Annotated in this window: 28 protein-coding genes and 1 riboswitch; of the genes, 19 read left to right on the top strand and 9 right to left on the bottom strand. The window is 35.4% G+C overall.

Going from position 1 to position 26,345, the window contains the following annotated elements:
• The first annotated feature begins 162 nt into the window (after positions 1–162).
• From ACWV26_RS15090 to ACWV26_RS15055, 8 genes are all read left to right on the top strand, one after another.
• On the top strand, positions 163–933 hold the full coding sequence (locus ACWV26_RS15090; RefSeq protein WP_455895552.1) for a MerR family transcriptional regulator: 771 nt from the start codon (positions 163–165) through the stop codon (positions 931–933).
• 234 nt (positions 934–1,167) lie between these two features.
• Entirely contained in the window at positions 1,168–1,674 is a 507-nt protein-coding gene (locus ACWV26_RS15085) for a TraR/DksA C4-type zinc finger protein (protein WP_455895551.1), read from the top strand.
• Between the two features lie 97 nt (positions 1,675–1,771).
• Positions 1,772–2,710, top strand: coding sequence for a dipeptidase (locus ACWV26_RS15080; protein ID WP_455895550.1), 939 nt, complete (start codon positions 1,772–1,774; stop codon positions 2,708–2,710).
• Positions 2,711–2,853: 143 nt separating this feature from the next.
• Positions 2,854–4,239 (top strand): isochorismate synthase, encoded by a 1,386-nt coding sequence (locus tag ACWV26_RS15075; protein ID WP_455895549.1) that lies wholly within the window; start codon positions 2,854–2,856, stop codon positions 4,237–4,239.
• Positions 4,229–5,956: a 2-succinyl-5-enolpyruvyl-6-hydroxy-3-cyclohexene-1-carboxylic-acid synthase gene (gene menD, locus ACWV26_RS15070; RefSeq protein ID WP_455895548.1), complete on the top strand. Its 1,728-nt coding sequence runs from the start codon at positions 4,229–4,231 to the stop codon at positions 5,954–5,956. The genes ACWV26_RS15075 and menD overlap by 11 nt, the downstream gene beginning before the upstream one ends.
• Positions 5,944–6,768 (top strand): 2-succinyl-6-hydroxy-2,4-cyclohexadiene-1-carboxylate synthase, encoded by an 825-nt coding sequence (gene menH, locus ACWV26_RS15065; RefSeq protein ID WP_455895547.1) that lies wholly within the window; start codon positions 5,944–5,946, stop codon positions 6,766–6,768. Before menD ends, menH begins: the two co-directional genes overlap by 13 nt.
• Positions 6,769–6,779: 11 nt before the next feature.
• Entirely contained in the window at positions 6,780–7,598 is an 819-nt protein-coding gene (gene menB, locus ACWV26_RS15060) for a 1,4-dihydroxy-2-naphthoyl-CoA synthase (RefSeq protein WP_455895546.1), read from the top strand.
• Positions 7,599–7,888: 290 nt separating this feature from the next.
• On the top strand, positions 7,889–9,325 hold the full coding sequence (locus ACWV26_RS15055) for an o-succinylbenzoate--CoA ligase (protein WP_455895545.1): 1,437 nt from the start codon (positions 7,889–7,891) through the stop codon (positions 9,323–9,325).
• Between the two features lie 141 nt (positions 9,326–9,466).
• Here ACWV26_RS15055 and ACWV26_RS15050 read toward each other — a convergent pair whose 3' ends face one another.
• Entirely contained in the window at positions 9,467–10,348 is an 882-nt protein-coding gene (locus ACWV26_RS15050) for a DMT family transporter (RefSeq protein ID WP_455895544.1), read from the bottom strand.
• 703 nt (positions 10,349–11,051) lie between these two features.
• Positions 11,052–11,948 carry a LysR family transcriptional regulator gene (locus tag ACWV26_RS15045; protein WP_455895543.1) on the bottom strand — a complete coding sequence of 299 codons (897 nt, stop codon included), beginning with the start codon at positions 11,946–11,948 and terminating at the stop codon, positions 11,052–11,054.
• Between the two features lie 107 nt (positions 11,949–12,055).
• On the opposite strand from ACWV26_RS15045, the gene ACWV26_RS15040 reads away from it, so the two are divergent.
• Positions 12,056–12,382, top strand: coding sequence for a GlpM family protein (locus ACWV26_RS15040; protein WP_455895542.1), 327 nt, complete (start codon positions 12,056–12,058; stop codon positions 12,380–12,382).
• 53 nt (positions 12,383–12,435) lie between these two features.
• Here the strand turns inward: ACWV26_RS15040 and ACWV26_RS15035 are convergent, their stop codons facing one another.
• Positions 12,436–13,704 (bottom strand): PTS ascorbate transporter subunit IIC, encoded by a 1,269-nt coding sequence (locus tag ACWV26_RS15035; RefSeq protein WP_455895541.1) that lies wholly within the window; start codon positions 13,702–13,704, stop codon positions 12,436–12,438.
• A 459-nt stretch (positions 13,705–14,163) separates the two neighbouring features.
• Here ACWV26_RS15035 and ACWV26_RS15030 point away from each other — a divergent pair, with 459 nt between their 5' ends.
• Both ACWV26_RS15030 and ACWV26_RS15025 read left to right on the top strand, forming a co-directional pair.
• Positions 14,164–14,733 carry a manganese efflux pump MntP gene (locus ACWV26_RS15030; protein WP_455895540.1) on the top strand — a complete coding sequence of 190 codons (570 nt, stop codon included), beginning with the start codon at positions 14,164–14,166 and terminating at the stop codon, positions 14,731–14,733.
• Between the two features lie 447 nt (positions 14,734–15,180).
• Positions 15,181–15,615, top strand: a complete 435-nt coding sequence (locus ACWV26_RS15025; RefSeq protein WP_455895539.1) for a Dps family protein — start codon at positions 15,181–15,183, stop codon at positions 15,613–15,615.
• A 78-nt stretch (positions 15,616–15,693) separates the two neighbouring features.
• On the opposite strand, the gene ACWV26_RS15020 is transcribed toward ACWV26_RS15025, so the two are convergent.
• From ACWV26_RS15020 to ACWV26_RS15010, 3 genes are all read right to left on the bottom strand, one after another.
• The gene (locus ACWV26_RS15020; protein WP_455895538.1) at positions 15,694–16,662 is read right to left on the bottom strand and encodes a metal ABC transporter solute-binding protein, Zn/Mn family; all 969 of its coding nucleotides are present in this window, start codon (positions 16,660–16,662) and stop codon (positions 15,694–15,696) included.
• Positions 16,663–16,763: 101 nt separating this feature from the next.
• Positions 16,764–16,997, bottom strand: a complete 234-nt coding sequence (gene yidD, locus ACWV26_RS15015; RefSeq protein ID WP_455895537.1) for a membrane protein insertion efficiency factor YidD — start codon at positions 16,995–16,997, stop codon at positions 16,764–16,766.
• Positions 16,994–17,164 (bottom strand): hypothetical protein, encoded by a 171-nt coding sequence (locus ACWV26_RS15010; RefSeq protein WP_455895536.1) that lies wholly within the window; start codon positions 17,162–17,164, stop codon positions 16,994–16,996. Before ACWV26_RS15010 ends, yidD begins: the two co-directional genes overlap by 4 nt.
• A gap of 230 nt (positions 17,165–17,394) precedes the next feature.
• Here ACWV26_RS15010 and ACWV26_RS15005 point away from each other — a divergent pair, with 230 nt between their 5' ends.
• Together ACWV26_RS15005 and ACWV26_RS15000 are read left to right on the top strand one after the other, a co-directional pair.
• On the top strand, positions 17,395–18,171 hold the full coding sequence (locus tag ACWV26_RS15005) for a M15 family metallopeptidase (RefSeq protein ID WP_455895535.1): 777 nt from the start codon (positions 17,395–17,397) through the stop codon (positions 18,169–18,171).
• A gap of 102 nt (positions 18,172–18,273) precedes the next feature.
• Entirely contained in the window at positions 18,274–18,522 is a 249-nt protein-coding gene (locus tag ACWV26_RS15000; RefSeq protein ID WP_455895534.1) for a GlsB/YeaQ/YmgE family stress response membrane protein, read from the top strand.
• A gap of 44 nt (positions 18,523–18,566) precedes the next feature.
• Here ACWV26_RS15000 and ACWV26_RS14995 read toward each other — a convergent pair whose 3' ends face one another.
• Together ACWV26_RS14995 and ACWV26_RS14990 are read right to left on the bottom strand one after the other, a co-directional pair.
• Entirely contained in the window at positions 18,567–19,613 is a 1,047-nt protein-coding gene (locus ACWV26_RS14995) for a Cj0069 family protein (protein ID WP_455895533.1), read from the bottom strand.
• Between the two features lie 623 nt (positions 19,614–20,236).
• Positions 20,237–20,551, bottom strand: coding sequence for a hypothetical protein (locus ACWV26_RS14990; RefSeq protein WP_455895532.1), 315 nt, complete (start codon positions 20,549–20,551; stop codon positions 20,237–20,239).
• A gap of 224 nt (positions 20,552–20,775) precedes the next feature.
• Here ACWV26_RS14990 and ACWV26_RS14985 point away from each other — a divergent pair, with 224 nt between their 5' ends.
• The 6 genes from ACWV26_RS14985 (at position 20,776) to ACWV26_RS14960 (ending at position 24,129) form a co-directional block, all read left to right on the top strand.
• Positions 20,776–21,204: a VOC family protein gene (locus tag ACWV26_RS14985; protein WP_455895531.1), complete on the top strand. Its 429-nt coding sequence runs from the start codon at positions 20,776–20,778 to the stop codon at positions 21,202–21,204.
• A 71-nt stretch (positions 21,205–21,275) separates the two neighbouring features.
• Positions 21,276–21,743, top strand: a complete 468-nt coding sequence (locus ACWV26_RS14980) for a GNAT family N-acetyltransferase (protein ID WP_455895530.1) — start codon at positions 21,276–21,278, stop codon at positions 21,741–21,743.
• Positions 21,744–22,055: 312 nt separating this feature from the next.
• Positions 22,056–22,373, top strand: coding sequence for a transposase (locus ACWV26_RS14975; protein WP_455895529.1), 318 nt, complete (start codon positions 22,056–22,058; stop codon positions 22,371–22,373).
• Between the two features lie 52 nt (positions 22,374–22,425).
• Entirely contained in the window at positions 22,426–22,893 is a 468-nt protein-coding gene (gene ytkD, locus ACWV26_RS14970) for an RNA deprotection pyrophosphohydrolase (RefSeq protein WP_455895528.1), read from the top strand.
• Complete coding sequence (locus tag ACWV26_RS14965) at positions 22,877–23,662, top strand: alpha/beta hydrolase family protein (RefSeq protein ID WP_455895527.1); 786 nt, start codon at positions 22,877–22,879, stop codon at positions 23,660–23,662. The genes ytkD and ACWV26_RS14965 overlap by 17 nt, the downstream gene beginning before the upstream one ends.
• Entirely contained in the window at positions 23,638–24,129 is a 492-nt protein-coding gene (locus ACWV26_RS14960) for a hypothetical protein (RefSeq protein ID WP_455895526.1), read from the top strand. The genes ACWV26_RS14965 and ACWV26_RS14960 overlap by 25 nt, the downstream gene beginning before the upstream one ends.
• 255 nt (positions 24,130–24,384) lie before the next feature.
• On the opposite strand, the gene pckA is transcribed toward ACWV26_RS14960, so the two are convergent.
• On the bottom strand, positions 24,385–25,971 hold the full coding sequence (pckA, locus tag ACWV26_RS14955; protein ID WP_455895525.1) for a phosphoenolpyruvate carboxykinase (ATP): 1,587 nt from the start codon (positions 25,969–25,971) through the stop codon (positions 24,385–24,387).
• Between the two features lie 199 nt (positions 25,972–26,170).
• Positions 26,171–26,287: riboswitch (SAM riboswitch) on the top strand.
• The last annotated feature ends 58 nt before the right edge of the window (positions 26,288–26,345 follow it).

Raw genomic sequence — 26,345 nt, 5'->3', positions numbered from 1 at the left:
CAGCAAAACCCTTGATTTCTATAAAAAAGATGATTTTTTAAATATAATATGAATTTAGTTTATATGTTGTGGTCATAATAAAAAAATCAGAAAATAACTTTTAAAAATAGATTGACCTTCACGTTACGTCAAACTTTATATTTGTATATGGAGGTGAGTGAAGTGGAGTATACGATACAGCAACTTGCGAAACTCTCTGGAGTGTCGGCTAGAACATTACGATATTATGATGAAATTGACTTACTTAAGCCTAAAACGCTAAGTGATGCAGGGTATCGGATTTATGGAGAGTGGCAAGTCAAATTGTTGCAACAAATCTTATTTTATCGAGAATTAGGATTAAAGCTGGAAGAAATAAAAAAGATAATAAATGATTCGAATTTTGATATAAAGAGAGCTTTACTTGATCATCAGCAAAAATTGCTTGTTGAGAAAAAGAAGATTGAAAGAATGCTGCAGAATGTTGAAAAAACAATAAAATCAGTAGAAGGAGAGTATGAGATGAAAGATGCGGAACGATTTGAAGGCTTGAAAGAAGAGATGATTCAAGAAAACGAAAAGCAATATGGAGAAGAAATACGAGAGAAGTATGGCAATGATGTAGTAGATGCTTCAAATAAAAAATTTCGAAGAATGAGTGAGGAACAGTTTAAAGAAAATCAGATTCTTGAGAAGAAAATGATTGAGCTTTTGAAAAGAGCAATGTTACAAGGTGATGTGACTAGTGAGACTGCACAGGAAGCTGTAGAATGTCATAGAAAATGGTTAACACAATATTGGCCAACTTATTCCAAAGAAGCTCACAGAGGACTTGCTGATATGTATATAGCGGATGAACGTTTTACTGCTTATTATGATAAATATCAAGAAGGGATGACTCAGTTTTTGCATGATGCAATTTATGCGAATTTATCCCGCATTAACGGGCAGTAGAACGGGACTAACAAAGGGTGAGGATGGCCAACCAAAAACGCCACGTCAATCACAACGTTGGCACTAGTACGTCCTGTACGTCGGAAGAAAATCCCCACTGTTTGAAGTTTCATTTTATAGTTGTATCTAAGGAACTTTATTTGAGGTTCCTTTTTAATTTTGATAAATATTAGAATTACTGCTTTGAAAAAAAGTAATTGGGGTATAAATAGTACAGAATGGAGGCTGAAAATTTTGACGGATCAACAAATACAAACTTTAAAAGAAACACTGCAAGATGAATTGAAAAGAATTAAAGCGAGACCGGATAATGATGAAATATTTGAATCAACGGAGTTGTCTAATTATGACAATCACCCAGCAGATCAAGCGACAGATTTAGCTGACCAGGCTACAGAACTTGCAGTAGATAATTTTAACGAATTCCAAATAGGGAAAATTGAAAATGCTTTAAGAGCGATAGATGAAGGAACATATGGCGTTTGTTCTGTTTGTGGGAAACAAATTCCTTTTGAGCGTTTAGAAGCAATCCCAACAACATTGACTTGTGTTGAGCACTCAGAAAAAACTGCAGGTACGCAAGAACGTCCAGTTGAAGAAGGAATACTAAATGCAACCACTTCTGATCCAAGTAACTTGAAGGATTACAGAATAGATGGAGAGGATAGTTTTATGGTTGTTGAAGAGTATGGCTCTTCTGATACCCCTTCTGATAGAGGATATAATTCTGATCGGATTTAAAATGAAAATAATTCACATGTACTGTTAAGAAGTTGCCAAATTAAGGGCAACTTCTTTTATTTTTTCGTATAATGAAAATAAAAAAGTAGGTAGAATATTGAACATTATTGACTTACATTGTGATGTGTTATACAAATTATCAATGAGTGAGGGACCGATTAATTTTGCTCATGCAACAGAGCTTCATGCAAGTAAAGATAAGCTACGTGCTGGTGGCGTCATTGTACAAAACTTTGCTATTTTCATTGATGAAAATATACCACAATCACAAAAGTTCACAGAAGCAATGCGTCAGGTAGAACTTTTTCAAACCAATGTAATTCAGCCGAATACTGATATGATTCACATAACAGATTGGAAGCAGTTAGAATTATTAAAGAAGGGGCAAATTGGTGCCATACTTAGTCTTGAGGGCTGTGATGCAATTGGTGAAGATGTATATAAATTGCAAGCCCTTCTTGATGCAGGTGTTAAATTAGTTGGCCTTACATGGAATTTTGAAAATGGGGTAGCCTACGGAGCAGAAGAGTCACCAGAAAAAGGATTAAAGTCATTTGGCATGGAAGTAGTAAAATTATTAAATGATCGAGATATCATTATAGATGTGTCCCATTTAAACGAACAGGGATTTTGGGATGTGCTACCAAGAGCAAAGCATATAATAGCCAGTCATTCGAATGCTAGAGCGTTATGTGATCATCCAAGAAATTTAACAGATCAGCAGGCGATTGAATTAGTAAAGAATGGTGGCCTTATCCATGTAGTCTATTATCCTCCTTTTATCAAAAAGGAGGCAGAGCAGGCGCAAATCATGGATCTTGTAGAACATATTAAATACTTGGCTGATTTGGTGGGAGTCGAGAATATTGGTTTAGGGTCTGATTTTGATGGTATTTCTAAAACAGTCACTCATTTGCAAAATGCTGGGCAAAGTCAAAACTTGATTACTACGTTAAAGCAACATTTTTCGACAGAGCAAGTTGAAAAGATTGCAAGCAATAACTTTCTTCGATATATCAAAAAACAGGGCATGTAGAATTATTTTTTCTGCATGCTTTTTCAGTACAATATGAATCAAATTAGTGCCGAATTTAATAGAAAGTTGTATGATAGTATAGGTATTGAAGTATGTACGAGTAGATTCGAACCATATTCAATCTACTGACGGAGGGAATTTTCATGAATCAAAAGTTGTCGACAACAACCGACGACCAAATTGACAGAGAAAAGTCGACACTACAGTTTTTTTCAGAAACAGTTGAAGTAAGTCGATTATCAGCATTAGCATTTTTTGAAGCAGGGGAAGAATCCTTTGCCGGCAAGCGATACTTTTGGCAAAATCGTGAGAAAACGTTTACTCTTGTTGGCCTAGGTCATGCATATACGATTACTAGTCAGTCACAAGAACAACGCATTGATGATGTAGAAAAACAATGGAAAAAGCTAACACAGCATATTGTTACAAATGATACAGCGATACAACCTATTCTGTTTGGTGGGTTTACTTTTGATCCTGAAAATGAAGTGTCAGGTGAATGGGAAGGAATACCACAAGCCTTTTTCGCAGTTGCTACATACCAGCTAGTAATGCGTAACGACCATGTGTATATTAGTACAAATTATATTGCGGAAAAAGAAAATCCGCTAGCCTTTGAAAAACTTTGTAAAAAACGTGACGAGTTGATGCATGCAGCTCAAGTAAAAACGTTAAAAACATATGCAAAACCACAAGTAATCAGCAGTTTCGAACCATATAAGGAAGAATATTTGGAATCTATTAAACAAGTGACATCTTTGATTCGTCAAAAGGAAGCGGAAAAAGTGGTGATTGCAAGGTCACTTGCTTTGAAATTTAAGAATTCTGTTTCTTCTCCAAATGTTTTATCTCAAATTATTTTAGAACAACCGGAAAGTTATTTATTTGGATTGGAACAACAAGGGAAACTATTTTTTGGAGCCTCTCCTGAACGATTAGTAAAAGTTGAAAATTCATATGCTTTTTCTTCTTGTGTTGCAGGTTCAGTTAAGCGTGGAAAAACAGCAGAAGAAGATGAAGTATTGGGACAAGAACTACTAAACGACGCAAAGAATCGTTCTGAACATCAATATGTTGTAGAAATGATAGGGCATACATTTAAAGAAAATTGCTCAAGTACTGTTATCCCATCACAACCACAGCTTTTAAAAATAAGAGATATTCAACATTTATATACACCAGTAGAAGGCCAGTTGAAAAACGACGCAACGATTTTACAATTAGTTAAAACGTTACATCCAACTCCAGCTTTAGGTGGTGTGCCTCGTAAAAGGGCTATGGAAGTAATTCGTGAATATGAACCAATGAACCGTGGATTTTATGCAGCTCCAATCGGTTGGTTGGATGCGCAAGGAAATGGTGAATTTGCCGTTGCCATTCGTTCAGCATTATTAAAAGACGATGAGGCCTATCTATATGCTGGTGGTGGAATTGTTGCAGATTCAAATCCGCAAAGTGAATATGAAGAAACACTTGTAAAATTCCGTCCGATGATTCGTGCTTTAGGAGGACAATTACATGACCAATAAGGAGACTTTAACAAGCTATATATATAAGATTGTTGCGTCTTTATCTAAAGCGGGTATAAAGGATGTTGTAGTGAGCCCAGGTTCGCGCTCAACCCCTTTAGCTTACGCTTTTGCACATACAAAAGAATTTCAAATGTATCGCCAAGTAGATGAACGATCAGCTGCGTTTTTAGCATTAGGCTTAGCAAAAGCAAGCACTCGTCCGGTAGTACTTGTTTGTACTTCTGGTACAGCAGCAGCTAATTATTTTCCTGCTATTGTGGAAGCAAAATTGTCACGCATTCCATTAATCGTATTGACGGCAGATCGGCCTCATGAGCTTCGCGAAGTGGGTGCACCACAAGCAATTGCTCAACCTAATTTATACGGTAACCAAGTAAAATGGGCAGTTGACTTTCCAATAGCAGATGAGTTTCCAACTACTTTATCATTTATCGAGCGCCATATAGCTCGTGCCGTGTCAATTGCGAAAACAACACCTGCTGGACCTGTTCATGTCAATGTACCAATCCGTGAACCATTATTGATTAATTTTCAGGAACAGCTTCCAGAGGTTACATTTACAGAAAGTATCATGCAAGAAATCAGACCAAGTGAGCATGCTATGAATGTATTAGAAAATACAATTGAAAATGCCAAAAAAGGTATTTTGATTATCGGAGAAATGGCCCAAAATACAGATTTAGAAGCAGTTTGGAATTTCATCCGCCATCTTAAATGGCCCGTTCTTGTAGAAAGCCTATCTCATTTGCGCAGTAATGTACCAAGCGATTGTGCAGATTACATCATCGATCAATATGATGCCTTATTGAAAAGTGAAACATTTAAAAATGTAGCTACATTAGATACGGTTATTCGTTTTGGTGCACAACCTGTTTCCAAACCGTTAATGCAGTTTTTGAACGGCATAAAACCAGAAAACTATTTAGTTGTAGATGAAGATCCAATGTTCCGTGACTTTTCAGCTATCGCCACATATCATGTGCAAACAACAATTGGTAATTGGTTAAATGATGTAACCATTACATCACAAAGTACCGATCAAGCATATGTTCAAGCTTGGATTGATGCAAATCATATGGCAACGGAACATGTGCATGCTTACATGGAGCAAGCTACAGATGAAGGAGCACTTGCTTGCGTCCTTTTTGAACATTTACCTGACCATAGCAACTTATTTGCAAGTAGTAGTATGCCAATTCGTGATGTGGATACTTTCTTCACTAAAACGGCAAAAGATATTCATATTTATGCAAATCGTGGTGCGAATGGAATTGATGGGGTTGTGTCAACAGCAATTGGTACGCAATTAGCAACAAACCGTGATTCATACTTGCTAATTGGTGATTTAGCCTTTTTACATGATTCAAATGGTTTACTTGCTACCCGTTATCAAGAATGTGAAATAACAATCGTTGTGATGAATAACGATGGTGGTGGGATCTTCTCTTATCTATCCCAATCAACAGTAGAAGAACATTATGAGGAATTATTTGGTACACCGTCAGGCTTACAATTTGCAGATTTAGCAAAAATGTATGATGCACAATATGCTGCTATACACACTAAAGAAGAACTTATTAAAGTACTTACTGCACCTAAAGAAAAGCCACTTCGAATCATTGAAGTAATTACAAACCGTCCCGATAATGTGCAATCACATCGTAAATTATGGGACTACATCGGTAAGGAGTTAGATGATAAATGGCAAGCGTAATGACAACAGTAAGAGGGTCCAATGTCCATTACCAAATTATCAATCCGTTATCTGAAAATACACTTGTTTTTCTGCATGGATTTACAGGGAGTACCAAAACATGGGATACGGTAATCGAGTCATTTCATAACACTTATCGGATTATTACGATCGATTTAATCGGACACGGATTAACAGATGCACCATATAGTGTTCAAAGATATTCAATGGAAGAACAAGTTGAGTTATTGCATGATTTTTTTGAGGCAAGACGTATATCAAAACTCACATTAGTTGGCTATTCAATGGGAGGGCGCGTTGCACTTAGCTTTGCGATGAAATACAGAGCTATGGTTGAAAAGTTAATCCTAGAAAGTGCATCTCCTGGTCTTCAAACAGAAGAAGAGAGAGCAACAAGAAGAAAAAATGACCATGCATTAGCAGAACAAATAGAAAAGGACGGGCTTGAAGCCTTTGTAAATCATTGGGAGAACATCCCATTATTTGCTTCTCAAAAAAAATTACCGGATTCAGTGCAGCAATCCATTCGTGAAGAACGATTAGAACAAAGATCAATCGGCTTAGCAAATAGTTTACGTGGCATGGGAACTGGGCAACAACCATCTTATTGGGATGAATTGCACAATTATACAAATCCAGTCTTTTTACTAGCAGGAGAATTAGACAAAAAGTTTGTGCAAAAGGCTGATTTAATGCAAAAAGAATTTCAATATTGTAAGAAAATTGTTGTACCAAACGTTGGTCATGCGATACATGTGGAAAATCCGCAAACTTTTGCTACAATAATAGAGGAACAACTAGAACTTATTTAGGAGGACTAATAATGACACGTGAATGGGTAACTGAACATGTCTATGAAGATATCAGATATGAATCTTATAATGGCATTGCTAAGATTACAATTAACCGTCCAGAAGTAAGAAATGCATTCCGCCCAAAAACGACTGCAGAAATGATCGATGCATTCTCTCGCGCTCGTGATGATTCCAAAATTGGCGCGATCATCTTAACAGGTGAAGGCGAAAAAGCATTCTGCTCAGGCGGAGACCAAAAAGTACGCGGAAATGGTGGTTACGTTGGAGAAGATAATATTCCTCGTCTAAACGTACTTGACCTACAAACATTAATCCGCAAAACGCCAAAACCAGTAGTAGCAATGGTTGCAGGTTATGCAATCGGTGGTGGACATGTACTACATATCGTATGTGACTTAACAATCGCTGCTGAAAATGCAATCTTTGGACAAACTGGACCAAAAGTTGGTTCATTTGATGCAGGTTACGGTGCAGGCTATTTAGCTCGTATCGTAGGTCACAAAAAAGCTCGTGAAATCTGGTACCTATGCCGTCAATACAACGCCCAAGAAGCATTAGATATGGGGCTTGTAAACACAGTCGTACCTTACGAACAACTAGAAGACGAAACAGTTAAATGGTGTGAAGAAATGCTAGAAAAATCGCCAACAGCATTACGCTTCTTAAAAGCATCATTCAATGCAGATACAGATGGCTTAGCTGGTTTACAACAACTTGGTGGCGACGCAACACTTCTTTACTACACAACAGATGAAGCAAAAGAAGGCCGTGACGCTTTCAAAGAAAAACGCAAACCAGACTTCGGTCAATTCCCACGTTTTCCATAAGGAGCAGTTTAGACTATCTCTTTTAGTCTAGATTTTGAAGAGTCAACGAAATTTCGTTGACTCTTTTTTTTACAGTTAATTGAGTAGAGGGAATCAATCTTAGCGGGAGCTAAGTGTCGATTTATTCACGGCCTACTAAAAATAAAGGCATCATAGTTTTTTGCCGTGTGCAATGGAGACAATTTTTTAAAATACATACTCAATTCACCGTCAATTTAGGTATGAGATTTTCTATTTTTATTGGGAAAATGATAAAATAGAATAGATGATTATATATAAGGGTGAAAAACATGATTCCAAACTGGATTATACAACGTTCAGATTTGACACCAAATCGTATTGCATTACGTTTTGAAGGTCAATCATGGACATATAAAGAATTAAATGAACTAGCTTTACAACAAGCTCGAAAATTAGCAGCATTAAACATTAAACAGCATGATCGAATTGCCATCTATGCAAAATCGACTCCTCAAATTATTTTCATGATTTGTGGCTGCATGCATTTACAATGTGAAATGGTGTTATTGAATTTACGTTTAAGTAAAATAGAACTAGCCTATCAAATAGAGGATTCTGAAGTGAGTGCAATTTTAGCGGAAGAAGATTTGATGGAAAAGTTACCGGAAACAACTATACAGATTCATTCATTCTCTGCAATTTCTGATACACTTTCTGTAGATTTCACACCCGCAGATGAATGGAACGAAGAAGATACGATGACCATTATGTATACATCGGGGACGACAGGTTTTCCAAAAGGAGTTCGCCAAACCATTGGTAATCATGTAGCGAACGCGACATCATCATTATATAACACTGGCCTTATAGAAGATGATGCGTGGTTATGCACGGTTCCTCTATTTCATATAAGTGGATTCTCTATGCTATGTAAATGTTTACTTCACGGCGTACGTTTAGATCTTTATACGAAATTAGAAGTGGAAAAAGTTGTTGACCAATTAATTGATGGTTCTGTTACTCGTATGTCATTGGTTGCTGTGGTTCTTGAACGGATTTTAACGGAATTAGAGCGTCGTGATGCCTATGTATCGGAACGTTTCCAAACAATGCTTGCAGGTGGAGGACCGGTTCCAATCGATTATTTAAATCGAGCAATTGAGCGTGGTATTAAGATTTCTCAAACATATGGCATGACTGAAACAGCATCTCAAACGGCGACTTTATCGAGTGAAGATGCACTTCGGAAAATTGGCTCAGCAGGGAAGCCTCTATTTTTCAATCAGATTCAAATAGCAAATGCCAAAGCGCCTTTTGAACAAGGTGAAATATTAATACGTGGGAAACATGTAACACCTGGATATGTAGGGCGATTTAATGACATGCCTTCTCAAGAAAATGGATGGTTACATAGTGGCGATATTGGCTATTTGGATGATGAAGGATACTTATATGTAGTAGATCGTCGTTCGGATCTAATCATTTCTGGCGGGGAAAATATTTATCCAGCTGAAGTAGAAAACGTTTTAGTATCTCATCCAAGCATTCGAGAAGCAGGTGTTTGTGGTGTAGAAGATGAAACATGGGGAGAAGTACCGAATGCATTTGTAGTTGTGAAAAATGACGTTAACGAAGAGGAGCTAATCGCATATTGCAAAGAAAACTTAGCTTCTTATAAAGTACCAAAAAAAGTATATTTTGTAGATGAACTACCACGTAATGGATCAAATAAATTAATGAGACGTAAATTACGAGAGTTGATATAAGGAAAAAGCCGACAGTAATAACAATTACTGTTGACTTTTTAGGGTAATTATTGAAAATCGGTCAAGCAGAATTAGAAAGATTAGTGTAGAAACAAATATTTCCTCGGAAATATTTGTTTTTTCTTGTTGCCAAATTTGGAGCTAATGGGTATGATCCATTAGCTGCTTTTTTGGATATGCTGGTTTTACTTCTGCAATGAGAATTGCAACCATGATTAGAACAGCACCAATAATCATGCGTGTTGTTAACATTTCATGTAAAAATAGAACCGACATCACCATACCGAAAAAGGATTCGGTAGAAAGTATAATTGCAGATTTTGTAGCAGATGTATATTGATTCGCGATATTTTGGAATAAATAAGCAATCATAGTGGAGAAGACAGCCAAATACACAATGGAATATATGGCACCTGTTTCAAGTGTTGATGGGATATCACCTTGTATGATGACTACTATATTGCTAATCAATGCTGCAGTGATAAATTGAACAATTGTAAGTAAAATAGCATCTTCTTTTTGGACAAAAAGGTTCGTAAAGAAAATATCAAAAGCAAACCCAACAGCACACAATAACGATAGTACATCCCCGATATTCATCGTTAAAGAGCCTTGCAACGATAGGCATCCAATACCTACTATAGCAAGAATGGCTCCTATGATTTCATATCCATCAATGCGGCGTTTATAAACCGCATACGTTAGGACTGGTACTATAATGACGTTAACTGCAGTTAAAAAGGCATTTTTAGAAGGTGTAGTATATTGTAGACCGACTGTTTGTAAAGCAAATGCAATATACAATATTATTCCTAACACAATTCCTTTCCAAATTACCGACTTTGTGATTTTCTTTAACTTTTTGCCAAAAACAATAATAAGAATAATGGCAGCTAATAAAAACCTACCTGCCATGACTTGATAGGCTGATAAATATTTTAAAGCAATGTCAGTCACGACAAATCCGCTACCCCAAATAATGGCGGTAATGAACAATAGACTTATAGCAAAAGGTTGTTTCATTTCTTTTCCTCCGACTGAAATAATATATAAATAGGCTACAAATTTATGTATGTACAACACGAAAAATTTATATCAACTAATCTTACCATCAAATAAAACAAGAGTGACACCAGAATTAGTAGCAAACAAAAAAATAATAGTCATAGGATGCAGGCTTGTCCCATACATAATAATAATAGGAGCTATAAATAGTGGTGAAAATCAGCAAGAATTATAGGAGGAGATACTATCAAAAAACTACTACTCGAATTTCGCAATGAATTATCAGTGCTATCAACAGGTGTTGCCATTGTACTAATCACATTTTTAAAATTGCATCAAATAAGTCCATCCATTATTTTAGCAACAATCTTTTTATTGGTGGTCAATTATTTTTGCTTACTAATGGTACAAGCAAAAAAACAACAAATTAATATTGAATTACAAAGCTTCCTAACAATGTTTACTTGGTTTTTATTTATTCCGATTTTTTATACTGCCGCTGAAAATTTAGTTCGGCCAACACTTTTTTACTTCATAAGATTTTGTGCAATTATAGAGCTTTCCTATGTACTAATGGCAGTATGTCTTGTTTTTACTGTCAAATATCAGTCAGAAAAGAACCATCGTTTAAAACAAAGTAAGGAAGTTTCAAATTGATATGAGAGACGGGATATGTTGCTTACAGTGCAATATATCCTTTTTTATAAGCCAAAATGATAAATCAACAATCCCTAAAACGTTCTTTTACCCAATCCCGTAAAAATGGGATGAATTTTTTAGTTGAAGGGGAGAGACTTTGAACTGAAGCATTTGTTAGAATGCCAAGTGTACGAATATAATTTCCTTCAATTGGTCTTGCACAAAGTTCTGTCAGATGCTCTTTAATCAATAACTCAGAAAGTAAACTGATTCCTAATCCTTTTCTTACCATAGCAATTATCGCTTCGTCTCCACGAATTTGATAGGCAATATTTGGTGTGATCTTCGACCTTTTTAAGATGGTTTGAACATCGTGATGTGAATCTCCATAAGGCATGATACAAGGCTCTAACGTAAAAACTTTCAATGGAATTGAATCACGGTTCGCTAAAGGATGCTGTTTTGGTAGAATAGCTAGCATCTGATCTTGCATTAACGGTATGAAATTTGGATTTGATTCAATTTGAGTTGTGCCTATACCAAAGTCAATTTTGCCGCTTTCAAGCCATTGTTTGATTTCTTGCGAATTTCCTTCATACAATTGGACTTGTATTTTTGGATATTTGGCGTTAAACATACTTAAAACAGTTGGCATCCAGTGTACACATACACTTGTGTAAGCACCAATCCGAATTGTACCAATTTCCATGCCATTTATGTCATTGACCATTTCCGATAAAAGTTGATTTTTTTTCAATAGTTCATGCATGATAGGTAACAACGCTAAACCATTATCAGTAGGCTTTATCCCATGTTTTCCTCTAAGTAATAATGAAAAGCCAAAATCCTCTTCCAAACTACTGATCATATGGCTGATACTTGGCTGGGTGTAGTCGAGTATTTCAGCTGCCTTTGTTAAACTTCCATATTCTACAGCTGTTACAAATGCTTTTATTTTATTGATTGATATTTTAATCACCCACTATTAAGTTTTTCTATGGTTCATATGCAAAACATTTAATTTACTAATGACAAAAATACCATTACAATGACAACAAATCAATGAAGTAGAGGGGTAAAACTACTGTGGGATATGTCTTACAATTTATCATTGGCGGTTCTGTTATGATGCTTGCTGCCATGCTTAGTAAATCGAAATACTTGTTTTTATCAGGAATTATCACGCTGTTGCCAATTCTGACTTTAATGAATTTAAATTTGCAAGTTCGTCATATGACAGCAGAAAAATTTCACATGACGCAACGAAACGGGATTATCGGGGCAATTGGAATGGTTGTTCTAGTAGGCGGTATTTATTTGCTTACCAATTGGTTAAAACCCGGTCAAGCCGTATTCATTGCGTTAGGGGTATATGTTGCATTTATGGTAGGTTCAAAATATTTAATTGCATAATGAAAAAGGCTACTTCAACGTTGAAGTAGCCAAATTTCTTAAGATACATTGGTTCAGACTGCACCAAATAATTTCATAATATTTATAATAACAATACCCACAATGCCAAAGTCTGAATCACCAAATGTAGTACCTTCATATCCGATATCCCCAACGAACAACAACAGTAAAGCTGAAATCAAGCTAATGACTATACCGTTAGCAAATGCACCGAGTATAGCACCTCTTCGACCACCCGTAGCATTACCAAATACACCTGCAACAGCGCCTGTAAAGAAATGAAGAGCAAGACTAGGAACAATGACTTTTAAACCCACTAGTGGTAATAGGAGCATGGCGATTAGCCCAGCAATAAAGCTGAATATGAAACCAATTAATACGGCATTTGGCGCAAAAGTAAATACAGTTTGACTATCAATGGCTGGTTTTGCGTTAGGTACGATTCTATCCGCAATTCCTTTAAATGCAGGAACTACCTCATCGAGAATCATACGAACCCCTGCTAGAATAATATATACCCCAGCGGCAAAAGTAATCGCTTGGATGATAGCAAAAACGATAAAGTTAGAACCACTTGATAATTCATTTTCTATATAAGAAGGACCTGCAAACAATGATATGATGATATAGATAATTCCCATCGTAAACGAAATTGCTACAGAAGTATCACGTAAAAAGCCGAATGACTTAGGAACGTTAATTTCTTCTGTTGTATGATTCTTGTTGCCAAAAAATTTCCCTACCTGCGCGGAAACGTAATAGCCGATACTACCAAAATTCCCTACAGCAAAATCATCTTTGCCCGTAATTTGTCTGACAAATGGTTGTAATATCGCAGGGAAAACAACCATACAAATTCCAAGTAATATGGAACCAACAATTATAAGGGGAGCTCCACTCATACCACCAACTGATAAGGAAGCAGTGAGTAAACAAGCCATAATTAATGTATGATGCCCAGACAAGAATATATATTTAAAAGGAGTAAAGCGTGCTAATAATAAATTCGCAACCATCCCAAATAGCATAATTAATGCGGCTTGAGTGCCAAATTTGGTTTGAGCAGTAGCTACAAATGCACCGTTATTAGGAATTACCCCTTGTAGATGAAACACATGATCAAACATTTTACCGAAATAATCCAGTGAGCCAATCAACACAGCAGCACCAGCACCTAGTATCACAAAGCCTAAAATGGATTTCAACGTACCTGATACAACATTTGAAGCAGATTGTTTCTGAATTAGTAGTCCTACTAAAGCAAAGAGACCAACTAAAATAGCGGGTGTTGCTAAAATGTCATTCATCACAACATCTAACATGACAAACACCTCTGTCCTTTTAGATTAAAAATCATAAACAGCTTTTGGCTTTGATTTAATCTCAGGAATAGTTACTTAACATGTTCTCTAAACAATACCAATACCATCTTCTGCACTCTAAAGCTTTCACGACATTATTTTAGTTCAAGTCAGCTTTTGTAATCACGCTCCTTTAGAAAAATGATTCTATGTCAAAGGTATCCAATCAGTTAAGACTAATTTTCTACCTAAAGAAACATATGCCGACAAATTTTATTTCATGAAAAAGAAAAAGGAAATTTGAAAATTTTAATAAATGAAAGAATAAAATTCCACGAGGAAAATAAGATGACAATTTAGATCATCAAACACGTATATTAATAGAAGCTTTGCCCCTTCACCAAAAGAATTAGCGCATAAAATCCTCTCTGCATATGATGATAAGAATACGTATATGTGGAAAACAACAGGGAGGATTTTATGCACTGGATCACAATAATTTTGATTGGATTCGCCGCGAATTTAGACAATTTAGGGATTGGTCTTGCTTATGGAGTAAAACAGACAAAAATTCCTCTTGCTTCTAATATTACGATTGCAATTGTGTCAATGATTGTAACGTATATATCTGTAAGTATTGGTCATGCAATGTTGCATTATATCTCCCCACATAAAGCAAACTTGCTTGGTAGCGTATTGCTATGTGCAATAGGGAGCTACACAATTTTGTCAAACCATTTTTCTCGACCTAAGTCTGCTGAAAGTCTAGAGGGAATCGATCGAGACAGAAATAATATTATTTCAGTAAGAGAAGCCATTATTTTAGGTCTTATATTATCAATCAACTGCTTGGCAAGTGGTATTGCTATAGGGGCAAACGGCATTTCAGTCATTTGGACAGTGGTATCAATCGGTGTATTTTCTATATTAACTTTCATTATTGGAGGGAAATTTGGATTATTACTATCAAAGACATTTATAGGAAAATATTCAACTGTAATTTCAGGGATGTTGCTGATTTGTATTGGGGTATTTGAAATGTTTATTTAGCCATACAATCTAATGAAGTCAATGCAAAAGCCTTCGAATAAAATTCGAAGGCTTTAATTATTTTATAGCAAGCGTTATGCATTTTGTAATTTCTTTTGAGATATATTGATTGCATGTTGTAATCCACTAATTTGGGAACTGCAGAACATACTCCAGCGAATATAGCCCTAGTTAGAGGAAAAGGTACTTTTTTTATGGCAAATGCACCTTTTAATAATTTAATAAAACTAGTTTTCGTCATTTAATTACTCCTTCGAGTTTTAAAATAGATAAACTTTAACTTAAAAATTAAGGCTATTTCTTTTTTGGCTGATTGTACATGGATAAAATATGACCATTATTTTCCATCCATTTACCGAAGTAAGTAATTAATTTTTTATGTTTAGTATGTGTTGAATTGTGGAATAGTAGATGTGGAATATAAAAAGAAATTAGGAGTGATTGTTCATGTCAAATTTACAACAAGAATTAAATCAATTAGTTTCCTCATGGTCCGTAATGTATATGAAACTACATAATTTTCATTGGTATGTGAAAGGACCGACTTTTTTCACTTTACATGCGAAATTTGAGGAATTATATAATGAAGCCACACAACATTTAGATGATATAGCAGAGCGACTGTTAGCACTTGATGGACAACCAGTAGCAACTCTTAAGGAACATCTAGAAATTTCAGAGATTAAAGAAGCGCAAGGTAGTGAAACAGCTGAGCAAATGGTCAAAACCCTTATTCAAGATTTTGAAGTCCTTATGAAAAGATTAAAATCAGGTATGACAGAAGCAGCCAATGAGAATGATGATATGACAGAAGATTTACTGAACTCCATTTATCAAAGTTTAGAAAAACATACATGGATGTTAAAAGCGTTCTTAGGATAATGGAAACTTTAAAATTGGCGATATAATAAAAACCAACGAAATCAATTTTTCGTTGGTTTTTTCATTCTATAGAAATTGCTATTTCTCCATAGCCTTTTCAAATGTTTGGATATTTTTATGCATTAAAGTAAAGTAATCTTCATTATTCTTTATGTCGTCATTTGTTAGAACGCTTAAGTTATGCAGTGTAAGTGATTGAGCACCGATATCGTTTTCGATTACTTTGGCTAAATTAGATGATACATTTTGTTCAAATAAAATGTAATGAATATGATCTTTTTTCGCTTGATCAACGATTTTCGTTAGTTGTTGTTGTGATGGTTCATCTTGTGAGTTTAAGCCAGCAACAGAAACTTGGTTAAGACCATATGTGCCAGCGATATAGCCAAACGCAGCATGTGAGACAAAGAATGTTTTGTTTTGTACTTTCGTAGCCATTGCTTTATAGTCACTATCTAATGCTTTTAAGTCTTTAATTAATGAGTTATAGTTTTTTTCAAATTCTGCCTTGTTATTAGGCTGTGCTTTTACTAATGCATCCTTGATAGATCGTGCTAAATCTTGGCTAATGATAGGTGATAGCCAAACATGTGGATCGTACTGACCATGGTCTTCAGCAGCATGACCTGAAGCTGCGTCTTCATCGTGGTCATCATGTCCTGTACTAACAGAAAGTTTATCTTTTGAGACATTTGCAGCCGTTTCTACAAAATTTACTTTTTCATTTTGTAATGATTTTTTTGCATTTTCAACAAATCCTTCAAGTCCTAATCCAATATAAAAGAAATAATCCGCATCTGCAACATTCATCATATCTCTTTGCGTGGGTTCAAAAGTATGTTCATTTGAACCTGGAGGATAAATTGAGGATACTTCTACATGATTACCGCCAATTCGCTTTGCAAAGTATTCAAGAGGGTAGACAGTAGTATAAATTTTAAGTGTACCTTTATTTTCTTTAGTTGTTCCAGTTTCTTTGGTTGCACCACAAGCTGAAGTAAAAACAGCTAGTAGGGCCACTAGAAATATGGAGAGGATTCTTTTCATTTTTTCACCCCATAAATAGTAATGGTTACGGTTTGTTTTTTCGAACATTAATTACTATACAAGATATCTTTAAAAAAAACAATAGAAAAAACCTCCGAAGGTTATTTCTTTTTCGGAGGCCATTCAATAGGAACTGGATCGTACCCACCTTCACAAAATGGTTGGCAGCGTAAAATCCGGCGAATTGTTAAGTATCCACCTTTGATCACGCCATGTCTTTCAATTGCCTCAATACCATAGTTAGAGCATGTTGGATAGAATCGACAGCTTGGTGGTGTTAAAGGTGATATCACTTTCTGATAGAAGCGAATGGGTAAGATGAATAACTTTTTCACTTCAACTCTTCTTTCTTTAGATATTGGTTTAAATTATCTGCAATTTTTGGATCGATTGTTTTATGTGAATTCTTATTATTGCTTTTCGCAACAAAATAAATAAAAACTGAAGCTAATATTACTATAATAATCACGACAGGTAATATAGCAATCCATGCAATTGACATTTTATTCACTCCATTAATTCTTTGGGGCAGTAATACTCCATTTATCTTGAAGTAAAGTTTACACTTTAACTCTATTTTACTGGAAATTCATGTATAGTAATAGTATAGTGTTTTGAATAAAAAAGTGTTGTGAATATTTAATGTCATGTTCTTGTTTAAATTTTTAGATTTTACAAATTATTATAAATTGTAGCGTATGTTTTATAGATACGAAAGGAGTTGCATTGAAAATGGAACAATCGATTCGTGCAGAAGCATCATTTCAAACAGTGAATCACACATTAAAAGCAACAGCACAACTAATTATTCGTAAAGGTGCTGGCACAAAATATCCGAAAATGAGTACTATAGATCAAGGGGTTTTTGTCAAGGCCACTTCCTATTATAAAGGGTGGTATAAAGTAAGCTATAAAGGGGAAATAGGTTGGGTTTCGAAAAATTATTTAGTAGAAGCTCCAGCTACTTATAAGGAAGCTGGTTTAGTGGAATTAACTGAAAAAGATGGTTTTATCATCGATTTGCATTATGCAACGAAAAAGAATTTTATGAAAGAGCGTTTATATCCCAAAAAGGCGAAAGCGCTTATGACAAAATCGACTGCCAAAAAATTAAAAAAAGCCAATAAATTAGCGAACAAAAAAGGATATAAAATTAAAATTTGGGATGCTTATCGTCCATTAAGTATTCAGTGGGCCATGTGGTACAAAATTCAAAATCATATGTATGTAGCTTACCCATTATCCGATTCAAAACACAGTAAAGGTGTAAGCGTTGATGTCACACTTGTTGATAAAAAAGGGAAAGAACTAAAAATGCCAACAAAATTTGACTCATTCTCTGAAAAAGCAGGACGTGACTATAATAAGAATTCTAAAAAAGTTCAGCAAAACATGGAGTTTTTGACCAAAATCATGATTGCCGCAGGTTTTACGACTATTAGCTCTGAATGGTGGCACTACAATGACCAAAATGTTGACTTTCCAACACTAGATGTCCCAGTAAAATAATACATAAACTCTTTCTTTACGGTAAAAATAAAAAAACTTAGTTTAAAACCGCTAAATTGGGGAATCTATAAAGTAAGCCGGAAAGAAAGGAAGTTGATAAGAATGAGTTTTATTTGGTTTTTAATTATCGGAGGTATTTTGGGCTGGTTAGCTGGCTTAATATTAGGAAAAGACATCCCTGGTGGTATTATAGGTAATATTATTGCAGGTATTATAGGTGCTTGGATTGGTAGTTTCTTACTTGGATCTTGGGGACCAAAAGTTAGTGATTTCTATATTATTCCGGCTCTTCTAGGTGCGATTATTTTAATCTTCATCGTAAGCTTTATTTTCAGAGCGATGAGAAAATAATCGAAAATGCGAATTCCCTAAGTGGAATTCGCATTTTTTTTGCATTAAGCAGGCAATTTAGCATAGCCTTGTATTTTAGAAATAATCTCTTCGGCAACATTGTTGGCTAACTCTAATTGAGATGTGAAGCCTACACAGGAACAATTCATCTCTCCAAGAACATAGCGATCAAATCCATGTTCATCTGTATCTAAGATGAAATCTGCAGTCCAGATTAATGGTAAGTCGTAACCACCTAAACATTCCATCACTTCAGGCAATTGACTTAAAAACATTTCAACAAGTTCCTTCCAGTCTTCAGGTTGGTCATATCTATATTTAGCACCTGAGAATAGGGTAGCACTAAATGCATCTTCACTTTCTGCAGGTTTCTTGTGTACTACATTGATTGGTTGATCATGAAGCATAAATAATCGAATTTCGCCCTCTTTAATACGTGGCAAAAATTGCATATCAACTAGCATGCCGTTCTCTCCAACGATATATTGTTCACAATAGTCCATAAATGTAGCAAGTTCAAAAAATTCCACATGATTATCTTTGGCTTCGGTACATTTTATTGTAGCGTGAGGAGGCACTTGCTCTGCATCTGAAGAAAGCTCGTCCATTAATTGAACACGCCAAATTCCTTCACCGGTTGAACCACGATTTTGTTTTAAAACCCGAATCCCGTTCTTTAATGATTTCGGAAAACTGTTTTTAAATTCTTCAATTGTATAGTAAGCATACGTATCTTCTGGAACGAGAGAGGTATTCGTTAATTTTACTAATGCATCCTTTGCGCCATAACCAATCATTGCATCAGGATGAGGCATACCGATGATGCCTTCCGCGCAGAGATTTCGTAGCATAGAAAAGTAAGCTGACTCGTCCTTTAAATTTCCTGGATTAATACGTGAAACGTAAGCAACCGCATTTTCTTTTACATAATCAAATATCTCTTGTTGTTTTTCGATTTCAAAGAAAATCACTTCTGCATCTTGTCCACGTTGTTGTAACGCATGGACCATAGGCATTGTATCTTTTCTATAACCATCTTGGCCTTTATCACTTCCGCCTTGCACTTCAAAAAATATAACTTTCTTTTCCAATAAAAATCCTCCTTTAGTTAATGTAACAATTGATGAAAATTAATACATTTAAGTTATTATTTGTAAATAATGCGAATGTGTAAAAATGTTCGATAAAATATCAATTTAAAAAAGATGAATAATGAGGAAAAGGTAAGATTCATGAATTAAACTTGAAGATTTTTGTTAGTTCGAGGAATTGTGTTACACATTTATTATTGATAATTCATTTTATCACTAAAGATTAAATTTCGTCTCTATAAATTTGTTAAGAAAAAATAAATTTTTAAATCAAATCACATAATCACTTTTAGTATAAATTTTTCTCGATAGCTCATGATAATGAAAGGATTTAAAGTTTAAGCTTTATGCTCCACTATTGAAGTGAAATGTAAATGAATTGAATCCTCTCTTAGAAGCATAGAGAAAAACGTAAGTAATTCAATTGAAATACTGTCCACTATTTACTTAACCAAATATAATAAGTCATATTAGAAATAAACAGTGTAATGTAATATCTCCAAGTTATAAGCTTGGTGATTTTATATAGATACCCCGCTATTAGATTCATCTAATGGCGGGGAGATTTCTAATGATATAGTAAAAAAACAAAAAGAAAATCTTAAGTAAGATTTTCTTTTCATCTATAATAAAGTAAATAAATATATCCCAATCACAAGAAGTATGACGAAGAAATATACAAGCTTTTTCCATGAAGCCTGTATGCCAAACAGTGCTAAGAGTAGTGCTGTAGTATAGATTCCTAAGCTTAAAAAGCCAATAGCAATTCCAACAAAACCATTTGTTAAAAGGCTCACTATGAAAATAATAATAGCTAGCATAAAAATAATAGTAATCCTAGTACTATGTTTTAAACTTGATGGAAGCAAATACGAAAGTGCATCAATAACTAGCCCACCTAGCAACCCAGCCAAATACATATATGAAAAAAGATGCACATCATTCACCACTTTCTGAATATTATAAGAACTTATATTTATTATATGAATTGGTTTTCATACACTGTACGCAGATGCCCACGAATGTAAATACTCCAAGGAATGGAAAATAATAATATTGAGATTCAAGTAAAAATAATATTCCATATGATTATAATTTTTCTAAAAATGGTATACTTACTTTGGTTTTCCAAATACCTAGGTAAAAGTGAGGAGTATTTAAAATGGCAGTAGATGTTTATTTATTATTTAATGGGAATTGTCGAGAAGCAGTTGAATTTTATGCAGATGTATTCAACACAGAAAAACCACAATTTAAGACTTTTGGAGAATCACCAGCTGACCCAAAATATCCACTTCCAGAAGAAGCGAAGGATAAAATCATGCATACTCGTCTTAATATTCTAGGCAGTAATGTGATGTTTTCCGACGATTTCAATGAATCCGTTACCTTTGGGAATAACATCACTTTAGCAGTGGTTAGCGATGATGAGGAGTTAATACGTAATTCTTTTAACAAGTTAAAAGAAGGCGGTCACGTTAGCATGGAACTCCAAGAAACGTTTTGGAGCAAATGCTACGGTAGTATAAGAGACAAGTTTGGTGTGGAATGGCAATTAAGCCATGAGGATCCTACAGCAAAGAATATGTAAACAAGTAAAGGGTAATCGAAGAGAGAGGGTTACCCTTTTGTTTTTTTATTAATTAGTCTGGGGGGATTTAATTGTTAAGACCTTGTACGAAAAAAGATTTATCGAGATTACAGCAATATTCCCTACATAAAGAGCAGCTTGCTTTTACAAAATTACCTATTGAAAGCATGATGAATTGTTTAAGTGATTCGTCGCGCCATCCTATTGTATTAGATGAGGATGGAAAGATTGTAAGCTTTTTTGTATTACACGAAAAAGAAGGCGTGGCACCATATAGTTCGGATGATTGTTCTTTATTGTTACGTTCATTTTCTACAGATGCCATGTATCAACGTAAAGGATATGCCAAAAAGATATTTCAAGTTTTGCCTACATACTTAATGGGAAATTTCCCACATATAAAAGTGATTTATCTAACAGTTACTTCTAGCAATACAAGCGCGATTACTCTTTATAAAAAGGTTGGTTTTGTTGACACTGGAATTCGAGAGAATGGCAGAAGTGGAGAAATGTATGTTATGAAATGGGATGTATTTTAATTTGGCTTATAACATCAGATTGTCTTTTAAGACACTCTGATGTTTTTTTGTATAAAAATAGTCTAAATATCCAAACTAATTTATACAGTGAAACTTCATTGAGTGTGGGTTTTTTAATCCCCACTGAACTATAGGAACTCAGGTTAAAACCGCCACATCCTGTGGCAACAACACCTGAGTGACCAACTTCTTGTTGGTCCGAACCAAACGGGCTTTTACGGGCAGTTATCTCAACCGCTGCCTCTTAGGATTTTCTAAAGCGTTGAGTTGGGAGTCAAAAGCCCGTAATGCGGGATAAAAAGGAGCTTGCTTATGCCAAATAATAATAATGTAGACGTTTATGTTTCTGTCATGCACAAGTACTATAACTTTTCTCCACATCATTCACCATGGGAATTTCATATAAATATTAATCGCGAAATGTTACCGATATTCGATCATTTATTTGCTCAAATGACTAGCTGGGATAACAATAGTATGTGGAGAGCACAATTACCAGCAGTACCATATCATTTTGATCAACAAAATGACGAAGTGGATTTACGTTTAAAGAAAGTCTACGCACTTATCCATGAATTTGGAGATAAAGAAACAAAAAAATTCATCGAGCAAATGCCTTACTACAGTTGATAGAAAACGATACCTTCGTTACACTAATTATAATAAGGGAGTGAACGTAGGTATGTTTACATATACAGATTTGAATGGTAACGGTTGTGAGTTATCTTTTAAAAAAAACGCATTTAGTATAAGTCCCAAACATGTATTAGTTTTGGCAAAATTTGAAGGGAAATGGTTGCTTACAGAGCATCCTAAACGTGGTGTTGAATTTCCAGGCGGTAAAGTAGAAGCAGGTGAAACATTAGAAGAAGCAGCTAAAAGGGAAGTAATGGAGGAAACGGGTGTAGAAATCACCGATATTGAGTGGCTCGCAACCTATATGGTTCAAGAAACAATTCCATTTACAAAAGCAGTTTTTACAGCGACTGTTCAAAGTATTGATCATAATCATCCAAACAAGGAAACAAATGGCGCAATACTCATGACTGAAGAAGAGTTTTTAGAAAATAGACAATTAAGTTTCCATATGAAAGATTTAGGGATGAAGAAGATTTTGGAAAAGGTGAGCGAACGTGAAGATAAATGGTGAAATTGAATATATCAGAGATTATCCATCACCAAATCCTAACGTAAAGTTAAGGGAAATTACCTATTGGTCAGAGGGATTGAGAGTAAAGGGTTTGCTTGCTACTCCTATTATGAAAGCAGAATCGGATGGTATTCTATACTTACGCGGTGGAATTCAGAGTGTGGGAATGGTACGTCCAGCTCGTATTGCCCAACTGGCCTCTCATGGATTCATCGTCTTTGCACCATATTATAGAGGTGTACGGGGTGGAGAAGGCCGAGACGAATACGGTGGAAATGATCGTTATGATGCGATTCATGCAGTCGATGTATTAAAACGTTTTGTCTGTAATGAACGAATTCATATTTTTGCCTTTTCAAGAGGTGGCGTCATGGCGCTATGGACGGGAATATTGCGCAATGATATTACCTCTATCGTCACATGGGGTGGCGTTTCAAATCTAGAGTTAACATATGAAGAAAGAGTTGATATGCGGAGGATGATGAAACGTGTATTAGGTGGTTCGCCTCAAAAAAATCCTTCCGCCTATGAAGAACGAACACCTATTTCGCGAATAGCTGAAATTAAAGCACCGGTATTAATCATTCATGGCATGTTAGATATGAATGTAACATTCAAACATGCACAGCTTTTGGAAAATGCCCTCAAGTCTTTCAATAAACATGTAGAAACTTGGTACTATCCAGAGTTTACTCATTTTTTCCCGGGCGAGGTTAATCGGAAAGTGGTAGATGGTGCCTGCCAATGGATGAAGATACAACAATCGTAGAGGTGACACAGGTGGGCTATATTAAGGCAAGGGTTAATCCGGATAAGTTTGCGAATGACAAATTGAGTTTTGGGGAGAAATATCCCTATTGGCTAGAATTATGGACAAATTATACTGATCCCTATACGGAAGTTCAAATACAAAATTGGAAAGAAGAAAACCAAGCAATAAAAGAGCTAGAACAAATCAGCTGTGTATCACGGGATGAAGGTCTTGTTAAGACACAAATCGTTATGCTAAATGATAAAACACGAGAATACTTTAAAAACGAGCCACAAATTGATGGAAAACTCAAATGGTTTTCCATCCTTTTTCATGATGAAGAAATGAGAGAAGGAATTGAAATTCGAAATTATGGCGAAGAAATATTCTTTAACCAAGTAACGACCGAGGAAGCAGAGCCGATTGTAGCGATGTTTGAGAAACTCCAATTGATTTCTGAATTTGTACCAGATGATACTGATTAGAAGTAAAGAGTGCAGTAACAAAAAACCCCTAGTAGTGTAGACTACTAGGGGTTTTTAACGATTTATGGATTACTTATAGGTTTTAACGCTAGGTTGTAAGCGAAGCGATTTAGTATTATTATCCCGCATTAACGGGCAGTAGGATACCACTTCAAGGCAGAAGCATTGGTGGTAGATAACTGCCCGTAAAAGCCAGATTGGTTCAACTAACAATCAGTTGGGGATGGAAGAACCACAACTGATTAAAGTTTCACTTTAAACGATTGGTGCACCTTTTTTAGCGATATCTTCAGCAACTGCACCGAATTTTTTAAAGTTTTCATGGAACATACCAGCTAATTCAGTTGCTTTTTTATCATAAGCTTCTTTATCAGCCCATACGTCACGTGGATTTAAAAGGTCTGTTGGAACTCCTTCAATTTCAGTTGGCAATGCAAGACCAAAGAATGGATCTTGATTAGTAAATACATCATTCAATTTGCCATCGATTGCTGCACGTACCATTGTACGAGTGTAAGAAAGTTTCATACGGCTACCTTCACCGTAGCTACCACCAGACCAACCAGTGTTAACTAAGAAAACATTAACTTCATGTTCGTCAATTTTCTTACCCAACAATTCTGCATAAACAGTTGCATGTAATGGGAAGAATGGAGCACCGAAGCAAGTAGAAAATACTGGTTCTGGTTCAACAACGCCGCGTTCTGTACCAGGAGTTTTTGAAGTAAAGCCTGATAGGAAGTGATACATTGCTTGCTCTTTTGTTAGTTTACTGATTGGAGGTAGCACACCAAAAGCATCAGCTGTTAAGAAGATAACAGTTTTTGGGTGACCTGCAACAGATGGTTCTGCAATATTATCAATATTTTGAATTGGATATGCTGCACGAGTATTTTGTGTTAGTGATACATCGTCATAATCAGGCATACGAGTTTCAGGATCAACTATTACATTTTCTAAAACTGTACCAAATTTAATAGCGTTATAAATTTCTGGTTCTTTCTCTGGAGAAAGGTTGATTGTTTTTGCGTAGCAACCACCTTCAATATTGAATACAACAGTATCAGACCAACCGTGTTCATCGTCTCCGATTAGTTTACGATTTCCATCAGCAGACAATGTTGTTTTACCTGTTCCAGATAAACCGAAGAATAGGGCAACATCGCCATTTTCTCCGACGTTTGCAGAACAATGCATTGGAAGAATGCCTTGTTGTGGTAATAGGTAATTCATAATACCGAAGATTGATTTTTTCATTTCTCCAGCATATTCTGTACCACCAATTAAAATGATACGTTTTTCAAGTGAAACGATGATGAAAGTTTCTGATTTTGTACCATCAACTTCAGGATCTGCTTTAAATGTTGGAGCAGACACAATTGTAAAATCAGCATCGTGCGTAGTAAGTTCATCTTCAGTTGGTCGAATGAATAATTGGTGAGCAAATAAATTATGCCAAGCGTATTCATTTACAACTTGGATTGCTAAGCGAGATTTTGGATCAGCACCTGCAAAGCCTTTAAAAACAAAAATTTCTTCTTTTTGTTTTAAATAATTGATTACTTTGTTATATAATGAATCGAATACCTCTGAAGAAATAGGTTGGTTAATTTTACCCCAATGAATTTGATCTTTAGATGATTCTTCTTCAACGAAATATTTGTCTTTAGGAGAACGTCCTGTATATTTACCAGTCACTGCACGAACAGCACCTTCAGCTGTTAAAATTGCTTCTCCACGTGAAGTCGCTTTTTCTACTAGTTGTGGGACTGAAAGTTGCTTTTGAATGTTTTGACCTTGTAATAAATCCTTCAGTTCATTCGCAATTTCTACTGAATTCATCTTTATAAGTACCATCCTTTTTATAGTTTTCCCCTACAAAAGGGTTTAGTTATCGGTTTCTGGAAATAGTATAACACATTTATATATATAATCTATACTAATTATGAATTATTTTTTAGATTTTGTATTTTTTTTAATTGAATATAAAATAGTTTGACTTTCAAATAAATATCACTTACTATATGCAATAGAACGGATACTCTTATCCCGAGCTGGTGGAGGGTCAGGCCCTATGAAACCCGGCAACCTGCATTATCTTTCACGTAATGCGCTGGTGCTAATCTGGATGCAAGGATGATTCCTTGAACGATAAGAGTGAAAGGTGCTAACGAAACATATCCTTTCCTCATTGGACTACGATGAGCGAAAGGTTT

The sequence above is a fragment of the Rummeliibacillus sp. JY-2-4R genome, assembly GCF_053847205.1.
Note: the sequence above shows the minus strand (reverse complement) of the source record. Positions and strands in the feature narration are given on the sequence as shown.

Excerpts from the sequence above, each read along its gene's own strand:
- menB (WP_455895546.1), top strand. The coding sequence starts at position 6,780 with ATGACACGTGAATGGGTAACTGAACATGTCTATGAAGATATCAGATAT.
- menH (WP_455895547.1), top strand. The coding sequence starts at position 5,944 with ATGGCAAGCGTAATGACAACAGTAAGAGGGTCCAATGTCCATTACCAA.
- menD (WP_455895548.1), top strand. The coding sequence starts at position 4,229 with ATGACCAATAAGGAGACTTTAACAAGCTATATATATAAGATTGTTGCG.
- ACWV26_RS15020 (WP_455895538.1), bottom strand. The coding sequence starts at position 16,662 with ATGAAAAGAATCCTCTCCATATTTCTAGTGGCCCTACTAGCTGTTTTT.
- ACWV26_RS15050 (WP_455895544.1), bottom strand. The coding sequence starts at position 10,348 with ATGAAACAACCTTTTGCTATAAGTCTATTGTTCATTACCGCCATTATT.
- ACWV26_RS15055 (WP_455895545.1), top strand. The coding sequence starts at position 7,889 with ATGATTCCAAACTGGATTATACAACGTTCAGATTTGACACCAAATCGT.
- ytkD (WP_455895528.1), top strand. The coding sequence starts at position 22,426 with ATGTTTACATATACAGATTTGAATGGTAACGGTTGTGAGTTATCTTTT.
- ACWV26_RS15030 (WP_455895540.1), top strand. The coding sequence starts at position 14,164 with ATGCACTGGATCACAATAATTTTGATTGGATTCGCCGCGAATTTAGAC.
- ACWV26_RS14985 (WP_455895531.1), top strand. The coding sequence starts at position 20,776 with ATGGCAGTAGATGTTTATTTATTATTTAATGGGAATTGTCGAGAAGCA.
- ACWV26_RS15025 (WP_455895539.1), top strand. The coding sequence starts at position 15,181 with ATGTCAAATTTACAACAAGAATTAAATCAATTAGTTTCCTCATGGTCC.
- ACWV26_RS14960 (WP_455895526.1), top strand. The coding sequence starts at position 23,638 with ATGGATGAAGATACAACAATCGTAGAGGTGACACAGGTGGGCTATATT.
- ACWV26_RS15075 (WP_455895549.1), top strand. The coding sequence starts at position 2,854 with ATGAATCAAAAGTTGTCGACAACAACCGACGACCAAATTGACAGAGAA.
- ACWV26_RS14975 (WP_455895529.1), top strand. The coding sequence starts at position 22,056 with ATGCCAAATAATAATAATGTAGACGTTTATGTTTCTGTCATGCACAAG.
- pckA (WP_455895525.1), bottom strand. The coding sequence starts at position 25,971 with ATGAATTCAGTAGAAATTGCGAATGAACTGAAGGATTTATTACAAGGT.
- ACWV26_RS15005 (WP_455895535.1), top strand. The coding sequence starts at position 17,395 with ATGGAACAATCGATTCGTGCAGAAGCATCATTTCAAACAGTGAATCAC.
- ACWV26_RS15010 (WP_455895536.1), bottom strand. The coding sequence starts at position 17,164 with ATGTCAATTGCATGGATTGCTATATTACCTGTCGTGATTATTATAGTA.
- ACWV26_RS15000 (WP_455895534.1), top strand. The coding sequence starts at position 18,274 with ATGAGTTTTATTTGGTTTTTAATTATCGGAGGTATTTTGGGCTGGTTA.
- ACWV26_RS15035 (WP_455895541.1), bottom strand. The coding sequence starts at position 13,704 with ATGTTAGATGTTGTGATGAATGACATTTTAGCAACACCCGCTATTTTA.